This window comes from Coleofasciculus chthonoplastes PCC 7420, from assembly GCF_000155555.1.
Lineage (GTDB): Bacteria > Cyanobacteriota > Cyanobacteriia > Cyanobacteriales > Coleofasciculaceae > Coleofasciculus > Coleofasciculus chthonoplastes_A.
The window spans coordinates 305,945-328,386 of the sequence record NZ_DS989846.1; the positions used below are offsets into that span (position 1 = coordinate 305,945).

Sequence of the window (22,442 nt, forward strand, 5' to 3'; positions counted from 1 at the left end):
GTAGAAAAACAGGGTATCAAAACCATGTCCTTGAGTGCAGCGAAGGTTCAGTCGGGGCGGGTTTAGTTACATTTGGATGAACCCAAAACGATAATAGTGAAACCCGCCCCTACATTCGGAAAAACTATTCCCCCGGAGGTTGTAATTCTTCGAGAATTTTGAACCGGACATGATTAATCGCTAGATCCCCAATCGAAACCTCTTCCTTGTTAACTGGAACACCTTTACTGGTCAGGGTTTCAAATGTAATTCCTTTACCAATTTCTACATGATACCAAGCCAATCCCATAAAAAATCGAGTCGGATAAGGTCCACCTTCGCGGGTGTCATCTGGATTAGATTCCATGGGAACCCAACCAAATCCTGGTAAGTAAAATTCCATCCAAACATGATTAAAATCAGGTTGTAAGGGAATGTCTCGTTGATCGGGATGGGCGGGACATTTGTAACGACCAACGGTACGACAGGCAATTCCACTGAGACGGGATAGGGCTAATAAGACGCCGAGATACTCCCCACAGGAACCAATTCCTCGCGCTAACACCACATCGGGGGTATCGATATGGGGCTTGATTCCGTAAGCGAGTTGGTCATAGACGTAATTGCGAATACTATACATTTGTCGCAATAAATTTGTTTCTCGACCCGCAGCGTCAAGGGCGGCGCGGCGGATGATTTCGGTATCCATGGCTAACTCGTCATCATCTACCAAATAGCGGGATTTGTATTCAAGTGGCAATTCTGGCGTATTTTCTAAATCTCTGGGCGTAATCCGATATTTGATACTCCAGACTTCTAGAAGCGCCTTCCAGCCAAATAAATGACGTTCTCCGGGGGCGAGGTGATCAAATTTAAACACCGCTACCCGCTGATTGCCTTGGATTTCTTCGGTGAAGGGAATCCCAACGGCTTCAATGGCGCGGATTTTTTGGCGTGGGGTTTCTGAGGGTAAGGCGATGCGCCATTCTACGTCCTGAATGGCTACGTCGTCTAGGGGGGACAGTTCCTCCACATAAGACATTTCAATTAAATAGCCATTAGAGAGAGCATAGCGTTCCTCGGCATTGTAGTGAAAAGACAGGGGATGAATAAACGTGCGATCGCGATACTGTAGTTCGTGGTTGGGTTGAGCGTTAGGATTATCGCGGATGTAGGGTTCTTCGCTTGCATAGGCGACATAGAGAATCTCCTGATTTGTTTGCGGGTTTCGGTAGAAGGTTAAACCCGTGGGATTCTCAAAAGGAGTCAAGACGCTGAAGATAATGTTTCCGGTGGCGCGATCGAGACAATACACAGTCTGTTCTTCCTGATCCGAGAGCCAAAGTTCCTCATCCCGCACCGTAATGTTCTCCATGCCAATTCCTGGGGCATATAAGCGGGTAATCTCCTGCCCGGTATCCCGACTGTAAATCAGAATATACCCCATTTTTTGACAGGTGATATAGACCGTCGAGTCCTTGAGTGCAACACCATTGGCGGTGTAGGGTAATGTCAGGAAATGCTGAAGCTGAAGATCGCCGTTGAGTTGGCAATAGTATACACTTTCTTTCCGCGTCAACCACAGCGTATCCCCCACGACGGCTAAACCCGTCGCATCGGTAAAATCGAGATCCGGCGAGGAATTCAAAATTTTGGTATCGTCAGTTTGGGGGTTGATTTGCAACAGATAGCCACTCGTGGCATCGATGGCAATCAATTTTTCTCCCCAAAAAGCAATACCCTGTAGGGCAGCCGCCCCAATCGGTCGAATGGTGTGGAACGATTTCAATTTAGGTGACACAGAGGAATCAGGATTAGGAATCATGATCAGTCTATATCAAGATTTAGATTTCAGCGTCGCCATCTATACTCAGGTGGTGTCAATACCCTTCTCATTTAGGCGGATGATCCGGGTGTGCATCTGCAATATTTTAAATGTGCGATCGCACTTTTGAACATTGGTTGTTCTTGGGTAGCCGTTTTCATTCAATAATTTTATTGACAAAAACAGTTTTGTATGTATTTATTATGAAACTCATCCGTTTTTTTCCACACAAACTAGCCATAACCGCTTTAGTAACATTGCTTTTAATCGTGGGGTTGAGCCTGAAAGAGCCAGTTCGGGTACAAGCGCAGTTAAGCAATGCCTCGATCAGTTCTCAGTTACCCGATCAATGGGAATCCGCGCCACTGCCTAATTCTGGTGATTCAGGTCTACAAGATAGCAGCAATTTACCGTTTGCGGGTTGCCTCAGCAGTTATCCCATTGCCTTAGTCCCGGCGTCTGGTATGGGACAAACACTGGCGGAGTATCCCACCATCTTTTGGTATCTACCCCGGACAAGGGCTTGGGGCATGGAGTTTAAGTTAACAGATCGTGATAGTCAGGAAATTTACTCGACCAAGTATGCCTTTGCCCGTGGCACCTCAAACGATTATCAGGGACAAGATGACCAATTGGTTGTTGGCACGCCCGGTATACTCAGTTTAACCATACCGAGATTAACGGGTAGCTCTCTGCCACTGAAAGAGGATCAGAAGTATGACTGGACTGTAAAAATAATCTGTAACCCCAATGATCCATCCGGTGATGTTTATCTGGCAGGCACAATCCGGCGAGTGTCAATTGACCCTACTCTAAGCCGTCGCCTACAGCAAGCACCACCTGAGGAGCGTGTGGTACTTTACGCAAAGGAACGACTGTGGTATGAAGCATTAGGGACGTTGGTGAAACTCCAGCGCGATCGCCCGAATGATCCGGCTGTGATTGCGGCTTGGGACAAACTACTAAAGTCTGTCGGGTTAGATATAATTCTACTCGGCTAAGCACTAATTTCTGTTCCCCCTGCTTCTAGTGCAAGAAGGCAGAAATAACGAAACAGTAAACATCTCCCCCGCTTCCCCGCTCCTCCGCTTGGACAAAGCTGCTCAAGTATTTCCAAGGGCGCTGCACTAGGCGAACCATAGCAAGTCTGGAACATTGGATGCCCAGTTTCTCTAGTCCTTACCGCCTTGGAGGACAAGGGCAATTACCCATCTCACAGGAATTCATGTATTTCACTCAAGTGAGAATAGCTATATCTTTACAAAAGATTTAAATTTTCAGGCGATAGAAGCATGGAAATCAGGAATTGGCTTTAAGAGTGATGAAGATTTAGATAAGAGTGGAAACAACGTTCCGGGATTACCCATGTCTAACGTTAAAATATTAACAACTTAAGACAATGGTACTGATATAACCAGGGGTCGTAGTCAGACCAAAAGTGGGCTAGCATGATTTGCAGCGTTTACGACAAACTCTTAATTCAGCAACATTTCCCTTAAGGTAGATGCTTGCCTGAGCCAAAAAGGTGATTATGTCTGACAGAAACTAACCTGGGTCTGGAACCTTGGCTTCTGCTCTAACATCTATATACTAAAGACTCGGTTCTACGAGCATATATCTGAATTATGGCTTGTTTCACCCGCTTATCACACCTAACATTCTTAACAATAGCTTTGATGCTAGGACTAGCCACCAAGCTAGTCGCTCAAGTGCCAACCCCGGTTAGGACTACCTCTCTGGGTGCTGAACTACCGACTCAGTGGGAATTCAAAACTCCAGAAGGTTCAACGCAAAAGCCGATTCCCGCGAATCGAGAAGCTGGTGGAACGCGGGGTCCAGAGAATTGTACACCGAATAATCAATCACTAATTGCCCTAGTTCCAGAATCATTGATCGGCAAAACCCTACAGGAATATCCCAAATTCTTCTGGTATATGCCATCAACAACAGCATCGGCAGTCGAGTTTGTACTGAACAATGTTAATGATGAAGAAATTTACCGGGTTCATTATTCCTTGGATCAGTCGGCGACAGGGGAAACACAGATGCCGAGAATTATGAGTCTAGCGATTCCTCCCTCTGCTAATCTTGCTCCCCTGAAAGCGAATCAGCTCTATTACTGGCGATTAGCATTGATTTGCGATCCCCTGGATCGTTCAGCAGATATGGTTGTGGGTGGTGGGATTAAGCGAGTGGAACCGAGTCTAACGCTAAAAATGCGGACTCAACAGGCAACACCTCAAGAACGAGTGGCACTCTATGCCCAGGAATTGCTCTGGTATGACACGTTAGACACCTTGGTAGAACTCCATCAGGATTTTCCCAATGATCGCAACGTGCAAACCGCGTGGAACAAGTTATTGCACTCAGTTGGCTTACAAAGTCTTTCTGAGCAATTAAATCCAGACAGGAGTGCAACCTTAAGAGAATCGTTGTCTAACTCAGGAGCTAGTTCTGTTGAATAAAACAACCAATACAAAGATAGGGAAAAACTAACATAAAGATTCAGATAAAATTGCAATCCCAGGTTTCAGTTCACTCCCTATCTCAAGCTAGAATAGAACTATTCAGGCAAATTATTCGGCGAGAAACCTGAAAATTCTGCAATTATCATCCCTTTTGTCGGAAGGTTAAGTATCTGCTCAGACAGATTTTCCCAAAAACATTGACAGACTCTGATAAAGAAGGAGTTCTAAATTATTATGGCTTGGTTTACCCATTCATCCCGTTTTACAGTCGCTTTAGCGCTAACCCTAGGACTTGTGGCTAATGTTCCCGCTGGGGTACAAGCACAGTTAGGGGGTTCACCCCTCAGCCGTGATATCCCCACCGAATGGGAATTCACGCCGCCAACTGGAGAGTCCGACAAACCGATTGCGATTAACAGACAAGGCGGAGGTACACGAGGACCTTGTGTTAGGGGGGATCAACCTCCGATCGCATTGGTTCCTATGTCTGTTGGCAAAACCATAGCGGAGTATCCGACTCTCTCGTGGTATCTACCGAAAAACACAGCTTGGGGAGTACAGTTAGTTGTCAAAAATACCCAGGGTGAGGAAGTTTATGCAACGAAGTACGCCTTTGCCCATTACACCGGACAAGATTCTCAGGGAGATGAGATAAAATTCGTCGTTGGCGCTCCCGGTATCATGAGCTTAACGCTGCCTAAATTAGAAAGTAGTACTCTGCCACCAGAGGTTGGTCAGGAATACAGTTGGGAGTTAGGACTGATATGCGACTACAATAGTCCATCCAGTTATGTCTATGTAGAGGGCAAATTCGAGCGCGTGGAACCTGATCCCAATCTGGTACGCCGCATCCAACAAGCAACGCCGGAACAGCGAGTGGCTATCTACGCCAAGGAACGACTTTGGTATGAAACCTTGAATACCTTAGTGGAACTACGTCGCGATCGCCCCAATGATCAGGGTTTGAAGGCGGCATGGAGCCAATTGCTCCGTTCAGTCGAACTCGAGCAAATTGTTGAAGAACCAGTAGCTCAGGGTGTCAAAACGAATCCGAATTAATCACTGAGTCACTGTCATGGTACATAAGCGACGTCCTTTTTATCGATTTTCTTTGGCTGTTGGGGTCAAACTGGCGCTATTTGCCGCAGGCTTTGCCCTGATCCACAGCCCCCAAATTCTCCAGGCTCAGGGAATCCCCCAAACCTGGACAACTAACAAATATGAACCGCCAAGGGGAATCGGCTCGGCGAACCGTGTCGAAGGAGGAGCAACCCGAAGTGCTGGAGGAAATTGCCCCGTTGTCGGTAAACCGTTAACGGCTTTAATGCCAAGCGATCGCTTTGGTACAACGGTTGCGGCTTATCCCAGCTTTTTTGTCTACCTACCAGCCTCACCCGATCCCAGTACACCCTTACCTGTGGATTTTGTTCTGGAGGATAGCGAGGGAAATCTCGTTTATCAAAGCCAATTCCGTACCAATGGCAAGTCAGGAATCATCACATTAAATCTACCCCACGACGTTAGCTTGTCACCCTTGGCGGTGGGTGAAGACTATCGTTGGACGTTCTCGATTCTCTGTCCGCCTGAGGACGAACGCTCTAATGATCTGGTGGTTGAAGGATGGGTAAGACGGGTAGCGATCGCTCCTACCCTAGAAACTCAGTTAGCGCAGGCATCACCGACAAAAAAAGTGGAACTCTATGCTGAGGCACAACTGTGGCAAGATACTCTAGCACAGCTTGTTGAACTGCGCCGCAATTATCCGAGTGATTCGGAGGTGGCGAATCAGTGGGTCAACCTTTTGAACGCGGCGGGACTTAGCAATCTGGTGGGTGAGTCACTCGCATCCCAGAATACACCTGTTGATGTACCCTTATCGTCGGTACAACCATAATCCTGGGAAGCACTACAACCTCTAAGAGAGGGGGGAATTCCCCGAATCGGTTAATACAATAACCTAATCTATTGTATCCGTTACCTGTAGGGACACGACATATCGTGTCCCTACAATTCATATAAAGCCTAATTTGTCAACTTTTTCTAGGGAACTTGGTAATCTCAGAAAACTATGGTTAAACTCGATAAAAATAGGGACGGCAATAAATAAGACAGTGCATCAATCCAACAACTGACTCGGTGGGAAAGACTCTAACTTGAAAGATTCTGACTTATCTTTTAGCGCCAACAGCAGTGTTATAGTAGTGTCACCCCCCGATCGGAGGATATTTACCACCAACCTATCAAGTTGAGCCAACCAGACGTTTAACCCAGTGAGAGGGAAAAGTATGGCAGAAATCAGTAAAGAACAAATGCGCGAGCGCCTAGGCAATATTGACCAGATCCGAGATATCATCTTCGGCGCTCAACTCCGAGAGTACGATAGCCGAATTGACAAAATTGAATCGAACCTGGCATTGATGCAGCAAGAAATGCGCGATCGCATCGAGCAAACCAAGACTGTTTATGCGACAGAGCTACGAGCCGCTGTAGATTCCCTGGAGAAAAAACTGAAGTCGCTGAATATGACAGTTCAAAACGACAATTCGGAGATTCGGCAAACCATCGATATGGTCAACAAAAAGTTTTCCGGAAATCTGGAATCCCTGGATAATAGTTTAGAAAAACAAACCAATAATTTGCATAACGAACTCTCAGAAACTCGCGAAAAACTCCAAGAGGATATTAGAAGCCTGAGATCGTATGTTTTTGAAGAACTCGAACGGCGCTTTTCTCTGATTAATGATGGTAAAGTTGCTAAAGATGATATGGCAGACATTTTGTTTGAATTGGGATTAAGAATTAAAGGAACAGAGTTTGCGCCTGAGCTGAAAGAAGCAGCAGGTAGTGATGTGGATGTTGATGTTCGGCTTTTAGAAGCAGGTCCCCTTTCGCAGTAAAATAAGGGATGATAGATAAATTGTTGTCATTCACTCAAGTGGCTGGTTATTAGTCCTAACGTTCAGCAAAATGTTGGCTCAAAGCTAGCAATGTAGTGGATGTCCTAGATGAATAGGATTAGAATTGGGTCAAATGCCAACTTTGACTCAATTTGGCATTTACAAACTCGGTGCCGATATAGAACAAGGCAGGATCAAATTATGGCTTTACCAGGAAAAAAGGGATCTGCCATATCCCAGCTAGAGGACTTGCTGGATTTATTGATGGATTTACAAGATCCTAACTCGACTGAAGCCACCACAACAGGAATGTCTTCCGCCAAGGAGAAAGGGGAAACTCAGGGTGAACCCCATACCGATCAGTTAAAACAACAGGGAGTAGAAAAAGATGAAGCAATAGAGGAAGCAGAGGAAGTAGGGGAAGCAGAGGAAGCAGAGGAAGCAGAGGAAGCAGAGGAAGCAGAGGAAGTAGGGGAAGTAGGGGAAGCAGGGGAAGCAGGGGAAGCAGAGGAAGCAGAGGAAGATGGAATTATAGCCGATTCGAGTAGTCTGGAGGATAAATCACCCCCCCAGAATTCAACACCTTCTCAAGAGCAGGAGCAAGGTTGGGAGAGAGATATTTCAGATTCCGTGAAAAGTCAGGCTAATCTAGAGGAATCACAAAACCCTACAGATAATTTCGCTGCCAAGGAGACTCAAACAGCAGTAAAAAATTTATCAAATGGGGAAACTGAATCATTATTTGACCATTCAACGCCTGAACTATCCTCCGCTGAAAAGTTGAACTCATTGAATCAATCTCAGATTAACCCAACCTCACCTGAAAACGTGTCTGAACAATCTACCGAATCCAGCAACCCTTTAATTTCTGATCAACTTTTGACAGCACTAGAAGAGTTGAATCAATCACCATTAGAGTCAACCGAAAATGGACTATACTCATCCCAGTTAAGCGAATCAGATCAGTCAAAACCTGAGGAATTTGAACAGTCAGCCGCATCCTCATATCAGCTTCAACATATACCTGAAAACCAGAGCCAGGAATCCCTCGCCGCTTATGATGCAAATATTGAGGATGAATTTGAACGATTGCAAAAATTACTCCTAACACCCGATATCCTCGATTCGCAAGAAGGCATTGAACTGCTCAAAGAAAAATTTTCCTCTTTAGAAAGTCAAATTTATGATCCGAGTAATTTAATTAAATTAATGCTGCCATTAATTACTCAAATTTTAAGCATGAAAATTGCTGAAGCTAGAGAAGAAATGGCAAGTGCGATCGCGCCGATTGTGGATGAGATGATTGAGGCGAAAACCAAAGAAGATAAAGAGGGGATCTGTTCCGCCTTAGCACCGATTATTCCCTCTGCCGTTAACTATCAAATCCTCAGCAACCCCGGTGAATTTGCCCGCGCCATTGCCCCGGAAATGAGCGCGGCGATTAAAGAACAAATAGAGATTGAACGGGATGCCATGGTAGACGCCCTTTATCCAGTCATGGGCGGGACATTCTATAAATATTTGTCTGAAGCGATGCGGGCGATTGATCAAAAATTGGAAAACTCCCTAAGTCCGGAGGGAATTGCTCGCAAAATTCGGGCGAAAAGTCAGGGAATCTCTGAGGCAGAACTCATATTTAAAGAGTCGATGCCCTTTAGCATCCAAGCAATGTTTCTGATTCATAAAGCATCAGGATTAGTGATTGCTGAAGTTCAACCCTTTGGCAAACAACAATTAGAGTCAGATATGGTGGCGGGGATGCTGACCGCCATTCGCAGTTTTGTCAATGATTGTATTATGCAATCCGGTGAAATCTCAGAACTGGATCGCATCGAATACGGACATTGTGACATTCTCTTAGAAGTCGCTGGGTACTGTTATCTGGCTGTGGTGACACAAGGCGATCCGCCGAAGTCATTTATCGACAAAATACGCGAGGCTTTGGGTACTATCGTTCTTCGCCATGGGAAGGCGATCGAATCATTTGATGGCGATCCGGATAATGTACCGGAACAAATCCCGTCTCTTCTGAATTCATTAACCATCGTTAATCCCAAATCCGAAACGTCGCCGCGTAAAGTACCTGTCGCCTTGTTAAGCTTTTGCGCCGCCGTATTGGGTCTAATTTTTATTCCTTGGGGTTTTCATCTGCATCGTAGTGGTGTCAATCAGCAGTTTGAGGAAAAAACCGCCGTGGCTTTGGCATCTGATCCCGAACTTGCCGTCTATCGGTTAAATGTCGAGGCACAAGGCGATACGATTACCCTATCCGGCAAATTACCGAATCAATATCTCGTCGAAAAAGCGGGACAAATTGCCCAAACGACTATACCGAATGGTGAGATAGATAATGATATCATTGCCATCAAGGTTCCCCCCGATCCCGTCGAAGTCGCCGCCGAGGTTGAGCGTGTCACCGCGATTCTCAATCAAACCGAACGTTTGGCAATTTGGACGAATTTTCAGGACGGTCAAGTTACCGTAGAAGGCAGTGTAATTCAGGTCAAAGATGCCCAGAAAATTACCGAGGCTTTAGAAGAAATTCCGGGAGTGGACTCGGTAACCAACACCGTGCAACTGCAACCTCTCGCCTTAGCCTCTCGCATCTACTTCGATCTCAATTCCGCCGACTTAAAAGCGTCAGAACAAGCCAAAATGGACGCCTTGACTGCATTCCTCGCCGATTACCCCAACCAATCCCTGCGAGTCATTGGTCATAGTGATCCCAGTGGTACACCCTTAGAAAATCAGGAATTAGCCCTCGAACGGGCAAAAGCCGTCGCTGAGGTACTGGTGCGTCAAGGGATTGATGCGAGACGCTTAGAAGTTTCTGGAACCACCAAACCCCCCACAGGCGTGTATGCGGATGAACCCCATCAATACAGCCGATTCGTCGAATTTGAGGCGATCGCACGTTAACAGCATAAGTAGTCGGACATAATTAAAGTTAAACGACAAGGGAACCGGGAACACCTCGACTTCGCTCGGTGTGTCACAGGGAACAGTAAGAAGGATTACCATGAACCAATGACCAATGACCAATGACCAATGACCAATGACCAATGACCAATGACCAATGACCAATGGCTAAAATATCCAAGAAAATTTGTCTCGTCGGTGACTTTGGCGTGGGCAAAACCAGCCTAATTCGCCGCTTCGTCGAACGCCAGTTTAGCGATCAGTATCTGTCCACCGTCGGTGTGAAGATTTCTCGAAAAACCCTAGAATCCGTAAATTTACAGTTGCTCATCTGGGACTTGGAGGGACATACTAAATTTAAATCTATCGCTCCCAGTTACTTACAGGGGGCGAGTGGTGTCATCGTCGTGGCTGATGTCAGCCGCCTGGAAACCGTTGAGCGATTAGATGAACACGTTAACCTGTTTCTATCGGTTAATCCCAAAGGCAAAATTGCCATTGCCTTAAATAAATCGGATTTAGTCGAACCGGAAAAACTGAACCAACTGATTCAAATTTTTCAGGATAAAGATTTAAATCCCGAAGCCGGACTTTATCAAACCTCAGCGAAAACAGGTGCTTATGTCGATGAAATTTTTCAACAACTTGCTGATCAGATATTAAAGGCTTAGAATTTGTATGCCGTCCCGCTTAAAACTATTAGCACCCGATTACGAGTATCTAACCCTTGATCACGAGTTACTCGTTCAAGACTTGTCTGACGGTGTTCCTAATTTTGCGGAATCTCCTCAAGATTTAAAATTAGGCGAAGATGTCCGCTTAGCCTTTCCGGAATTAGTCGGTATGGAAGGGATAATGATGGACATTTTAGCAGGACGGCAGATAAGTTTTCAGTTAGCAGGAATTGTTCGAGCTGATCAGCATCACACAGATCAAGCGCCTGATTCTCCTTTTTATTTTGATTTACATATTTGTCACCATCAAGATGAGAATGAAAATTATTTAATCCTTTTATTTAAGGACGTCACCGAATGGATGATGTTACAGCAAAAATTAATTCAAAAATCAAATGAAACTAATCTATTATTAAGTGCGCTAACTCATTCTAAAAATTATATTGATAAAATTATCAGTTCAATGGCTGATGCCCTATTAGTCACTACAGCTTCAGGAGACATCAAAACGGCAAACCGTGCCGCACAAACTCTATTTGGATACAAGATAGACGAATTAGTGGGACAACCGATAACCAAAATCATTAAAAATCAAGAATTTTTAAATAACTTAAATCATTTATCACCGGATAGTTCGACATTTCAGGACATCGAATTAAATTGCCTGACTAAACAGGGTGAAACCGTCGCTGTAGCGTTTTCTTGTTCGGCTCTGATAACTGATCTAGAAGGTTCACTCAATTTCGTCTATGTCGGTCGAGATTTGACCCAGCGTAAACTTTTGGAAGCAGAAATGCTTCAGGCACTAGAGCGAGAAAAAGAACTTACGGAACTAAAATCTCGCTTTATTTCCATGACGAGTCATGAATTCCGGGTTCCGTTAACGGCGGTTTATTCCTCGACCGAATTACTGGAACAGTATAGTCATAACTGGGCGGAGGAGAAAAAGCTCAAACACTTTAATCGAATTAAAGACTCAGTGAACCGCATGACAACCCTGTTAGATGATGTGCTGATTGTCAACAAAGCGGAATCAGGTAAGCTGGAGTTTAATCCTCAACCCTTAAATTTAAACCAGTTATGCCAGGATTTAGTTGAAGATATTGAACTGGGTATCGGTAAGCAGCATGAAATCAGTTGGATTAATTCAGGTAGGGCGAGTAAGGCTTGCATGGATGAAAAGCTCCTGCGGCATATTTTGACCAATTTGCTGACAAATGCGGTAAAGTATTCACCACTAGGTTCTACCGTGCAGTTTAACTGTCACTGTCGAGAACAGGAGGTTATTTTTGAAATTAAAGACCAAGGGATTGGCATTCCTCCAGAGGATCAAAAGCGACTTTTTGAGTCCTTTCATCGGGCTAAAAATGTGGGCAATATTCAGGGGACAGGATTAGGTTTATCCATTGTCAAAAAATCGGTTGATTTACACGGGGGTAAATTGGCGGTTCACAGTGAAGTGGGTGTGGGTACAACGTTTAAAGTCACGTTACCCCTAGGAGATGGGGGAGCAGAGGGAGCAGGGGAAGCTGGGGGAGCAGGGGAAGCTGCGGGAGCAGGGGAAGCTGGGGGAGCTGGGGGAGCAAGGGGAGCAGGGGAAGCAAGGGGAGCAGGGGAAGCAAGGGGAGCAGGGGGAGCAGGGGGAGAAAAAAATAAATTAGAGCTTCTCCGAAACACAGATTACACAGATTGAATAACACTCTCCAGAAGTCTCACGATTAAATGACACAGATTAACACAGACAAGATGCCTTGGCGACTAGAAGTCGCAGCTACACAAACAAAGTCCGCCTGCGCGGACTAGATTATAAAGGGGGTGGCTAACCCGGATTTGGTATCACAGCCCCACCGCTACCGTAAATCTGTGAAATCAGTGTGACTAACCTCTGACACCCCACCACTACCGTTTCAATAAATCCGTGAAATCAGTGTTTCCACCGCTACTGTTTCAATAAATCTGTGAAATCAGTGTTTACAGGGCTGGTGTTGAGAAAACGTTATCATCAACAGCGAAACGCAAGCGTCTAAACCCGCCCCTACTTCACCACTATGACTGGTTCTATTCAAACCCTACCGACGGAGGTTGTTAACTTAATTGCGGCTGGCGAGGTGATTGATTCCTTAGCCGCTGTAGTACGAGAATTGGTGGAAAATGCTTTGGATGCGGGGGCGACGCGCATCGCTGTGGCTGTATGGTTTGATTTGTGGCGCGTGCGCGTGGCAGATAATGGCACGGGTATGGACTTGACAGATTTACAAAAAGCTGCATCGGCACACAGTACCAGCAAAATTAAAAGTCGCGATGATTTATACAAGATTACCAGTTTGGGATTTCGCGGTGAAGCTTTGCATAGTATTGCAGCGTTAGCCGAATTAGAAATATGCAGCCGACAGACAGGTTTTGAGGGATGGCGCTGTACGTATAATACGCAGGGAGAAGCAGAAGAAACAGAAGCCGTTGCGATCGCGCCAGGTACAGTGGTGACTGTCTCGAATCTATTTGGCAAGTGGCGTCTGCGTCGTCAGGGATTACCGTCGAGGAGTCAACAACAACGCATAATCCAAGCCACGATACAGAATATAGCCCTTTGCCATCCATCGGTGACTTGGCAAGTTCAGCAAAGCGATCGCTCCTGGTTTACAATTAGTCCGGGTAAAACGACTCAACAGATCATCCCACAACTTCTCAAACAGGTTCGGGTGCATGATTTGCAGCAATTAACCCTAGATGTTCCTACACCAGAGGAGGGGAGTGCAGGGGAGATAAGGGAGTTTACTTACAACTCAACCCCAAAGACGCGCCATGGCGCGTCTCTACATTTAGTGTTAGGATTACCCGATCGCTGTCACCGTCGCCGCCCAGATTGGGTTAAAGTGGCGACGAATGGGCGGTTAGTGCGATCGCCAGAATTGGAACAAACGATTCTCACCGCCATGGCGAAAACCTTACCGCGCGATCGCTATCCGATTTGTTTTATTCACCTACAAATTTGCCCCAGTCAAATTGATTGGAATCGTCATCCCGCCAAAGCCGAAATTTATCTGCATTCCCTTTCCTATTGGCAAGAACAAATTAGCCAAGCCATTGAACAAGCCTTGCGGATTGGGGCGGAAAATTTCGACACCGCGTCTCAATCCCATCGTGTCGGCAAATTACTGACAGCCTCGGCAAAAAAGGGCGTTTATCACCTGGATGAATCACCAAAACAGGAGCGTAATCCTTCCGATATTGGCTTAATTGAATTAAAAGCCGTTGCCCAGGTGCGTAACATGTATATTCTGGCAGAACATGATACAGGAATGTGGTTAATTGAGCAGCATATTGCCCATGAACGAGTCTTGTACGAACAACTGCGCGATCGCTGGCAACTGGTTCCCCTAGAACCCCCCGTGATTCTCAACTATTTAACCCCCGTTCAACTCGAACAACTGCAACGGATTGGCTTAGAAATAGAACCCTTTGGCGATCAACTGTGGGCAGTTCGCAACGCACCCGCCCTACTGCACCAGCGAGACGATTGTGCTGATGCCCTATTAGAACTCAGTTTAGGTGGAGACTTACAAAACGCACAAGTTGCCACAGCTTGTCGCAGTGCAATTCGCAATGGCACACCCTTAACTTTAGAGCAGATGCAGACATTATTAAATCAATGGAAAATGACCCGCCATCCCCGCACCTGTCCCCATGGGCGTCCGATTTACTTACCCCTAGAAGAATCAGCGCTGGCTCGTTTCTTTCGTCGTCATTGGGTGATTGGCAAAAGCCATGGCATTTAACGTTTGTAGTTGCGCTGTCTTCGCCATAATCGTATCGCTAGAGTAGTTAACTTAAGCTGTTCGGCATTTAAACTTAATGTCAATAATGGTGAAATCCTTGTAGTGAGAGCATCTTGCTCGCTACTAATACCCAATTTAAATGCATGACAGCTTAAGCCCTGAACTAAAGTTCGGGCTAAAAGCTAAAACCCGTTAAAACGGGTTCAATTTTCTGGGCGCGTTGAGGGTTGATTTGTAAGCCATAGCGCAATTTCATAACCGTGATTACGGAAACCGCAATGTCATAATAAATCCGGGTTAGCTACCCCCCTTATAAGCCAGTCCGCGCAGGCGGACTTTGTTTGTGTAGCAGCGATTTCAATCGCCGTGGCAAAAGGGGGTAATATAGCAACCGCCATAGCGGTTAGGACACATCATTTTGTTCCAGACGTTGCATGCAACGTCTCTACAACAGTTCGTTTGTCCTAATCGATGTATATACTTCCAGTCATTATTTCCGCAAACGTGTCAATATTCAATATATTAACCCGGAAATTACGACTGTCGTATCCCATTAATAAACGCCATTCTCGCCTCAACTATATCAGACATTAACACACAGCGCACCAGCAACTCTAAATCCAAGTTTGGTAGAAACTCACTGCGCTCAACTTGCTCATAGTCATTTTGCCGAAAACGGTAGATTAAAATCTTATTCTTTTGCCAAAACCAAACTTCAGGAATTTGAAACCGCTTGTACTTTTTGAGTTTATCCGTTCCGCCACTGGTGAGAGCCACTTCAATTGCCAGATCAGGATGCTCTTTTTTTGTACCAATATAGTAAGACTCATCGGGAGCAAAGGAAGCACCTTTTGTTTCAGCTTCACGAGTTGCATTCCCAATCGGGATAAATCGAATACCCTTTTCAAATAAATAGGCTTCTATGAGAATCGCTATAAATTTTTTAATCATTTCATGGTCTTCACCTGTAGTCATGAACTCCACACACCCATCAAAATACGTTAATTTTAATCCAGGAACATCTTGCATCACGGCTTGAATTGCCTTGAATTGCTGCCAATTATAACGACCAGGTAAGATAAAGTACTGGTCGTTAACTGGGTTTTGTTGTTCTGTAAGTTGTATAGTCATAGTAAATTTAAAATTTTCGGGATAGTATACGAATGCGACTGTATTGAAAAATATATTTAGTAACAATTAAGCTAATCAATACAAGTTTCAGTGTCTATTGAATTAGAGCGGGTAATCGTTGCTCAAGTTCACCGATATAGTCTAGCAAACCTGTATGAACACCTCTTTCGCGCAGAAGTTCTAAGTCTGTATCTTCCCAACACTGCTGTTCGCGTCTCATCTCTCCATTCGTTAGCTGTTCAACTATGACTTTCGGATTTCTCATTCGACCAGCTTCTTTCAGTGAAGTAGAGCGTAATCTGTGAGATTCGGTACAAGGATCAAAAGTTAATCGGGTTTTTATTGCTTCTAAAATTTGTCTTTCCTTTTGATTCAAGGGAACAAATCCATTCAAAACCCATGCTTCACGTTTTGGATTCGCTGTACCAATAATAATTTCTAATAAAGGTTGTCGATTAACCTGTTCTAAGCGTGCTTGCTCAAGCCCCTGGCGGCGTTCGGGTTGATTATCTAAATCACGGATAAAGAGAATTGCCTTAATCTGTCGCGTTCTTTGGAGGAAACGAACCAAATTTAGGACTTTTACAGATATTGCCCCATCAGCTTTTAACGGTTCACCCTTTCTATCATGACCCAGAAATCTTGGCGGTTTAAATCTCAGTTGTTCTTTTGCTTCGTCAATAATTTTACCAATATCGCTCCAGCAGGAATGTTGTGTTCCATTCTGTAATCCACTCCACTGGAAAACATACTGAAGATTATCCTCATCTAACCAATCTACTTTCTCGACCAGAACACGCTCAGCTAATTTTGTAGCCGTTCGTGCATCTGCACCACTTTCCACAATAACAATAAACTCAATCACTTCCTTCTCCTGCAACAACCCAATCTTCGCCCTCAGCATCCCAAAACTCACCCGTTGTTAACGTTTGTTTTGCCCATTCCACATCAGGATGTTCATCTAACCGCTTGGAGACGGTGAAGCCGGAATCGGTATTATTCAAAACATGTACTTGAGCAGGAACCAGTTCATCAATAATATAGGGAGAGTGAGTCGAAAAGATAATTTGCAGATTTGAGTTGTCTTGAATAATTTCCTGAAAAACAGTCATCAATTCTCGTTGTGCTTTGGGATGGAGTCCCTGTTCAATATCATCGAGTAAAACCAAATTGGGTTGATTAGGATTCATTAGCACAGCCAGCAATCCTAGGGTAAGTATCGTTCCTTCGCTAACGGAATGAGCTGGTATACGCTCACCACTATTCATATCGAGTACAACTTCTTGTCCGGTAAGTTCTTGAGTTTCTTCATAAGGAATAAATTTACCATTGACTTCGAGGGAACGCTGGCGATTGACGACAACCTTTGCTCGCTTGACGCCTACCTTGCGTATACCGGGTACGATTTGCCTTAACCTTTCCTCTAAAGCTTGAAAGTTATCTGGATTCTCATTACGCAGAAAGTCTAGAGTCGGTGCTAGTCCTGAACCATCGTACTCAACTCGCGGTGTAATGTCATCACTGTACGCTGCTTTGGCAAGATTACTGGCTACTAGCTTAAGATAAACTGTATGTCTTAGAGATTGAGGAATAGGATATGCCGAGTCTTTTAGTGAGCTTTGCCATCCCTCACAGTTATCGAGTTTGCCATCTACTTTCCACGATGCCTTTGGATGCCAATGATCAGGTTTTTCTTGTGTCCAGCTATAGGATGCTTGCCAATCTTGCCGCTTGTCATATCCCCAAAAACCGCTGGCAGTAACCGACATATTGTTTTTGCCTGTTGTTGTAATAAATTGAGGTGATCTTTCATACTGGAAGATATATTTAAATTCTGAGCCAGCCAATCGACTGAGATAATGCAATGCTTGCAGTACTGATGTTTTTCCAGCACTGTTTTGTCCGACGATGGCATGTAAACGGGAACGATCAAAGCTAAGTTGTGTAGATTGATGGCTTTTAAAATTATGGAGTTCTAACTTTACTAACATTGGCTATATATCTACAATAGTTGGATTAGCCACGGGATTTTGACCACTCGTTTTCTCTAACACTACGCACCCAAGCCGTACTATTAGCTAAATCTTGACGCTCTCGCCACATCCCAATGAATGGATCATTGACCAAATCAACATCTGTTGCTTGAGAGGTCGGTTCAGTTTCCCTATATTTTTTTAAAAAAGCGATGAAGTTTAGAACTTGGCGTTGTGCTTCAGTTGGCAGGGACAAAAAATCATTCAACAACTCTTCCTGTGTCATGGTGATACCTCGTTAAAACTATACTGTATTTAAAACTATACTGTATTTTTAGTCTACTAACTTGAAAACCGTTGTAATATAGCAATTTTTTGGATGACGTGACACTTTGGTAAGGGCGCAAGCCTTGCGCCCCTACTACGGAAGACCCCACAATATGAACCGTCATTGTTCTTTTGGGTAAGGCAATGTCTTAGTTAATACAACTGGGCGATCAGAATCAGTTGGTAAAAGATGAATGAAAATACGAACATCACAATTTTTTGCGTTATCAGGTAATGATGGTCTTCTTGATCTTGCTTTTAGTAAAATCATACCAGGATCATCAATTATGATTTCGTATGCTGTACTTTGAATTGTTAAAGACCCAGGTCTACCTGTACGTCCCCCTCCATAAGACTTACCCCTAGCTGGCTCTAATCCGATCCAATTAGATTGAATTGTTGTAATTCCGATCATTTCAAATTCTACCTTACATCGGTGAAACGGGATAACTATACGATTGTTATTTTTAGGGACAAGGTACAATTATATACTCAATTCTAATGCGTCAAAAGTACAATTTCCGAAAGAGTCTTCTCCTTTTATTGTTGCGGTAAAGTCACAATCAATAATTTCAACATCTGGTAGCCGTTCGAGTGGTGCTAGTAATCGAATCAGATCAGATCGACGTGCTGATCTTACCGATGTGTTTTCACGCCAAGGAACTTCAAGCTCAACAGCACCTGCGCCTTTAGATCCATAAACCGGATTTTTAACGACAAAAGGAGCGCGATCAGTTTCAAACAGTAAAGCTACAACTGTTTTCCCATCTACAGGAATATTTAATGGTATCATTCTTGGAGCTAGTTCATTAAAGCAAGACTCTACAGCAGGATACCAAGTAGCAAGGTCGGTGGCATTGACTCCAATAACACCTTGTTTTTCATCAACACCTATTAACCAAAGTATATTTTCTCCTCGCGCCGCATTGGCATGACCTGCGATTCGACGAGCCGCTTTTTCTTTTTCTATCCAATCTCGCTTCAACTCAACTAAAAAATCTTCGTTGGGTTGACCATTTTTGACACAATCAATAACTCTCAATGCCCAGCTTTCAATTTGTCTAGAATTCATTTTTACTTGTTTCTATTTCTGCTATCTCAATTCGGTACTGTCCAGTCTTCAAATACCAAACCAGGTACTTGTGCAAAATCACGATGGTTGCGCGTAACGAGGATAGAATTTTCTGCCAGCACAATAGCGGCGATTCGCAAATCTTGTGTGCCAATGCGTATTCTTTGACGACGCAAGTCCAAATAATGAGCGTAAGCCTCTTCACTGAAGTCAATTAGGTTTAATCGGCTCAGATATTTAACCCCATCTCGCAATCCTCTGTAAGCCCATATTAATCGTTCAGGTTGGGACGATTGGGATGTTTTTCTGATCGCACTTAGCCATCCCCGTACTTGTTCTTCAACGGTTACGACAGTAACACCAATATTATCGGGATTAACTGCACTAACACGCTGGGTAACAATTGGATGAACTTGTTGCAAAAATGTGACATGATCAGTGTCCAGAATGTATCGAGTCACTTGCTTTGAACCTCGGTGTCACGTTCACGATAATAAGCTTCTGTTTCCTGATCGAGTTCATGGCGATAGGCTGCTATGTATCCTAATACCTCATCAAATAAGGGATTATTTTTGAGCGTAGCAGGAACCTGTAGTAAAGGATTCTGAGATTGAGGAGACTTGCCTGTTACTGGCTCATTCTCTTTTGTTTCAGCTATTTCCTTGATATTCTCTTGACGCTGCTTTTCCAGCCTTCGCCTGTAAAGTTGTTCAAATAATAAAGCTTGGTCTTCAAGAGAAAGGGCTTCAATGGATTCAATTATTGTTTGCACAGATAGTGAGATAGTCATAAATGATGCTTTAACCCTCATTTTTGGCTCTATTGTAACAATCTCCTACCCAAGAGTAGAGACGTTGCATGCAACGTCTCTACAATCGTGATTCAGCAAGCCCTAATGCAAATCAATCTTATCCAACCAACTCAGTCGCTCGCTTCGCTAAATTCTCAGCCGTTAACCCATTAAACGCCATAATTTGACCTGCACTCGATGCCGTTTCCCCGCGCTTCCAGGCAAAAATATCGCGCTTAACGGTACTCCGTAACATCAACGGTTCCAGCATGGCACTGGCACCCCCGGTTACGCCAATCAACGCATCGCCACCAAACAACTCCTCAAACCCTTGATCACTTAAAAAGTGGCTATCAGGATCTGTACAAGTTTCCCACGCTACATCATGGGGACGATACAAACGCCGGGGACTAATTACCGAAACAACTCGCACGCCAATCCCTTGATTTTCCAGGTGAACGGCTGCATCTAAGACGGGAATCAGTGGCATATCGCCAATCACGGCAAACACAAATTTCTGACTCCCTTCGGTTTCATGGAGTACCACACCCCCATCTTTTAAGGCTTGACGGGTTTGTTCAAATGTAGTTAATACCGGTAAAGGTGACTTACTCGCCGTAATCGTAATTCCCTTATTCTTCATCGTCAGCGCCCAGTCATAACACACCTGGATACTATTGGCATCACAGGGAAACAAAGGAAACACATTACCATTCCGCATCATGGCAGCAAAGTAATTTTCAATCTCTGGACGCTGGTGAGTCCAACCGTTGCGCCCTTGTTCCAATGCCCCGGCGGTAAATAAGGTAATTGTCGCAGGTGTGGGACGCCGCAATTCTGCCATGGCTTGAGTAACAGTTTGCCATATCGGTAGCCCATTCACCGCAAAGGATTCATAGGAACACCACAGAGTACGGGAACCAAACAAGGCTAAACTCGCGGCTAACCCCGCACAAGCATCTTCACTCAACGGTTCGTAAACTTGACCCTTAGGTCCCTGATAATAGAGGTCATCAACGGTAGGATGGAGAATCTTCAGCGCCACGTTAACATTATTAATCCCAGAGGCGGCATTGCCATCGGCGTTAGAAATGATAAAGTTAGGGTCTTGTTTCCCGACATGGGCAACTAACGCCCCCATCGCCGTCGTCGCCACTTGCTTATCACCCTTAATTTCAAATTCGTTTAAGGGTAATGTGCCTAAATCCGGTAGGGATAACTCCTTCTCCGTCACTACCTGATGGGACGCAGGACCCCCAGCCGCCCGTTCAGAGTTGGTGCGTACCAGTTGCCAAGCCTCTGGGGGTAAGGCACGTTGTTTCAAGGCTTGGACAATCTCTTCATTGTCTAGGGTATGGTAGGCGTAGAGGTTGTGGGCTTTTGCGCCTCGCGCATGGACACCAGCGCCTTTAAGCTGTTTGATAATCAGTACGGTAAGCTTACCGCCTAGGGCAGATTTGGCGGCTTTGTCGGTAGCTTCTAATACGGCTTTGGTAAATTCCAAGCGTTTTTCCCAGGAAAAGGCGGTGCTATCCACATATTCACCGGGTTGATTGGCGTCGTCAAAGTCTTTGGCATTGACTAGGATAATTTCTTTAAATCCATTACCTTCCCAATATTCAATCATCTCTTCGTTGGATTTGGTGGATACCATGCTGTGGTGTTCCTGGGAGTATCCATTCCAAACTAAGATGGGCAGGAAGTTGGTGACATCGGGATAGGCGGTGTGGAAGTGACCAAAACTACTCATTATGTAGGGTTCACCAATCCCCCCGTCGCCAATTGTCACGGGGAAGAGGGTATCCCGGTGGAGTAACGCCCCCGCCATGGCGAAATGCTGCCCTTGTCCCAAGGGTCCAGCCGGGTTCAGCAGTCCGGGAATTTGACCGGATAGGTGTCCTAGGAGTCCATGCATTTCCCGGAAGCGTTCCCGCATTTGTTGCACGGTGGTAATCCCCATGTCCTCTAGGGAACGGTCTAAGAACATGGTGCTGTAAAAGCCAGGGGCATGGTGTCCTACTTCGGTAATAATATTTTTGTAGCCCAGCATGATTAATGCGGCGATGCCTTCGGCGACGCTGGCAAATCCGCCGGGATGACCGGATGCTTTGGATGCTGTGACTTGCAGGGTTAGGTAACGCAGGGCATCAGCGGCTAGGAGGGTTTGAAAGACAGCCGCCGGGTCAGATGGAGACGCGATCGCGACTTTGTCCTCAGCAATGGCAGGTTTTCCACCATACGTCTCCAAACCCGGTAAGCCTTGCCCAAAATATTGGATGCCTTCGCAAAAGGCTGGAACGGGTGACGTAGTTTTTGGGGTTGTTGCAGTCATGCTGAGTACCTTAAATAATTGTATCGGTAGATTAACTTTATGAAAATTTTACAACGTTTTGCAACGTGAATGTTGTTAAACTTAATCAATTTTGCGTTATGCAGTGATAATTCTAGGTAATCAGACTGGATTCACGATAACGGCGCAGAAAGGAGTTGAATCTGTTTCACAGAATCAGGGTTATGTCAATAGGCAGCAATTCGCTACTCTAAGAAACATGAACTCAAACACCCTGCCATGAAACTGCCTGAAAGTCCGACAAGCCCTGCCATCGTGCAA

20 protein-coding genes are annotated in these 22,442 nt (G+C 44.9%); 10 read left to right on the plus strand and 10 right to left on the minus strand.

Annotation, left to right across the window (positions count from 1 at the left end):
• Nucleotides 1-124: 124 nt before the first annotated feature.
• Nucleotides 125-1,804, minus strand: a complete 1,680-nt coding sequence (locus MC7420_RS10400; protein ID WP_044206272.1) for a transglutaminase-like domain-containing protein — start codon at nucleotides 1,802-1,804, stop codon at nucleotides 125-127.
• Between MC7420_RS10400 and MC7420_RS43315 the strand changes: the two genes are divergently transcribed.
• The 10 genes from MC7420_RS43315 (at nucleotide 1,803) to mutL (ending at nucleotide 14,538) form a co-directional block, all read left to right on the plus strand.
• Nucleotides 1,803-1,934, plus strand: coding sequence for a hypothetical protein (locus MC7420_RS43315; RefSeq protein ID WP_006100273.1), 132 nt, complete (start codon nucleotides 1,803-1,805; stop codon nucleotides 1,932-1,934). The two genes, MC7420_RS10400 and MC7420_RS43315, sit on opposite strands and share 2 nt — an antisense overlap.
• A gap of 73 nt (nucleotides 1,935-2,007) precedes the next feature.
• Nucleotides 2,008-2,805, plus strand: a complete 798-nt coding sequence (locus MC7420_RS10405; protein WP_044206274.1) for a DUF928 domain-containing protein — start codon at nucleotides 2,008-2,010, stop codon at nucleotides 2,803-2,805.
• Nucleotides 2,806-3,480: 675 nt separating this feature from the next.
• A complete protein-coding gene (locus MC7420_RS10410; protein ID WP_006100295.1) occupies nucleotides 3,481-4,269 on the plus strand; it encodes a DUF928 domain-containing protein in 789 nt (262 codons plus the stop codon).
• 237 nt (nucleotides 4,270-4,506) lie between these two features.
• Nucleotides 4,507-5,331 (plus strand): DUF928 domain-containing protein, encoded by an 825-nt coding sequence (locus MC7420_RS10415; protein WP_006099998.1) that lies wholly within the window; start codon nucleotides 4,507-4,509, stop codon nucleotides 5,329-5,331.
• 16 nt (nucleotides 5,332-5,347) lie between these two features.
• Nucleotides 5,348-6,166 carry a DUF928 domain-containing protein gene (locus MC7420_RS10420; protein WP_044206277.1) on the plus strand — a complete coding sequence of 273 codons (819 nt, stop codon included), beginning with the start codon at nucleotides 5,348-5,350 and terminating at the stop codon, nucleotides 6,164-6,166.
• Nucleotides 6,167-6,557: 391 nt separating this feature from the next.
• Nucleotides 6,558-7,169: a hypothetical protein gene (locus tag MC7420_RS10425; protein WP_006100083.1), complete on the plus strand. Its 612-nt coding sequence runs from the start codon at nucleotides 6,558-6,560 to the stop codon at nucleotides 7,167-7,169.
• Between the two features lie 201 nt (nucleotides 7,170-7,370).
• Nucleotides 7,371-10,088 (plus strand): OmpA family protein, encoded by a 2,718-nt coding sequence (locus tag MC7420_RS37960; protein ID WP_006100297.1) that lies wholly within the window; start codon nucleotides 7,371-7,373, stop codon nucleotides 10,086-10,088.
• A 164-nt stretch (nucleotides 10,089-10,252) separates the two neighbouring features.
• Nucleotides 10,253-10,759, plus strand: coding sequence for a Rab family GTPase (locus tag MC7420_RS10435; protein WP_044206278.1), 507 nt, complete (start codon nucleotides 10,253-10,255; stop codon nucleotides 10,757-10,759).
• Nucleotides 10,760-10,766: 7 nt separating this feature from the next.
• Entirely contained in the window at nucleotides 10,767-12,455 is a 1,689-nt protein-coding gene (locus tag MC7420_RS10440) for a sensor histidine kinase (RefSeq protein WP_006100249.1), read from the plus strand.
• 355 nt (nucleotides 12,456-12,810) lie between these two features.
• Nucleotides 12,811-14,538: a DNA mismatch repair endonuclease MutL gene (gene mutL / locus MC7420_RS10445; protein ID WP_006100205.1), complete on the plus strand. Its 1,728-nt coding sequence runs from the start codon at nucleotides 12,811-12,813 to the stop codon at nucleotides 14,536-14,538.
• Nucleotides 14,539-15,072: 534 nt separating this feature from the next.
• Here the strand turns inward: mutL and MC7420_RS10450 are convergent.
• The 9 genes from MC7420_RS10450 to MC7420_RS10485 form a co-directional block, all read right to left on the minus strand.
• Nucleotides 15,073-15,669 (minus strand): Uma2 family endonuclease, encoded by a 597-nt coding sequence (locus MC7420_RS10450; protein ID WP_006100161.1) that lies wholly within the window; start codon nucleotides 15,667-15,669, stop codon nucleotides 15,073-15,075.
• A gap of 94 nt (nucleotides 15,670-15,763) precedes the next feature.
• Nucleotides 15,764-16,573, minus strand: coding sequence for a hypothetical protein (locus tag MC7420_RS10455; protein WP_198016420.1), 810 nt, complete (start codon nucleotides 16,571-16,573; stop codon nucleotides 15,764-15,766).
• On the minus strand, nucleotides 16,527-17,660 hold the full coding sequence (locus tag MC7420_RS10460) for an AAA family ATPase (RefSeq protein WP_044206280.1): 1,134 nt from the start codon (nucleotides 17,658-17,660) through the stop codon (nucleotides 16,527-16,529). The genes MC7420_RS10455 and MC7420_RS10460 overlap by 47 nt, the downstream gene beginning before the upstream one ends.
• 25 nt (nucleotides 17,661-17,685) lie before the next feature.
• Nucleotides 17,686-17,928 (minus strand): hypothetical protein, encoded by a 243-nt coding sequence (locus MC7420_RS10465; protein WP_006100124.1) that lies wholly within the window; start codon nucleotides 17,926-17,928, stop codon nucleotides 17,686-17,688.
• Nucleotides 17,929-18,090: 162 nt separating this feature from the next.
• Nucleotides 18,091-18,384 (minus strand): hypothetical protein, encoded by a 294-nt coding sequence (locus tag MC7420_RS39465; RefSeq protein ID WP_157453118.1) that lies wholly within the window; start codon nucleotides 18,382-18,384, stop codon nucleotides 18,091-18,093.
• A 69-nt stretch (nucleotides 18,385-18,453) separates the two neighbouring features.
• Nucleotides 18,454-19,041: an AlbA family DNA-binding domain-containing protein gene (locus tag MC7420_RS10470; RefSeq protein ID WP_006100301.1), complete on the minus strand. Its 588-nt coding sequence runs from the start codon at nucleotides 19,039-19,041 to the stop codon at nucleotides 18,454-18,456.
• 26 nt (nucleotides 19,042-19,067) lie between these two features.
• Nucleotides 19,068-19,502, minus strand: a complete 435-nt coding sequence (locus tag MC7420_RS10475; protein WP_006100354.1) for a type II toxin-antitoxin system VapC family toxin — start codon at nucleotides 19,500-19,502, stop codon at nucleotides 19,068-19,070.
• Entirely contained in the window at nucleotides 19,499-19,831 is a 333-nt protein-coding gene (locus MC7420_RS10480) for a hypothetical protein (protein WP_044206282.1), read from the minus strand. The genes MC7420_RS10475 and MC7420_RS10480 overlap by 4 nt, the downstream gene beginning before the upstream one ends.
• 118 nt (nucleotides 19,832-19,949) lie before the next feature.
• Nucleotides 19,950-22,163 (minus strand): phosphoketolase family protein, encoded by a 2,214-nt coding sequence (locus tag MC7420_RS10485; protein ID WP_006100265.1) that lies wholly within the window; start codon nucleotides 22,161-22,163, stop codon nucleotides 19,950-19,952.
• Nucleotides 22,164-22,442: the final 279 nt, after the last annotated feature.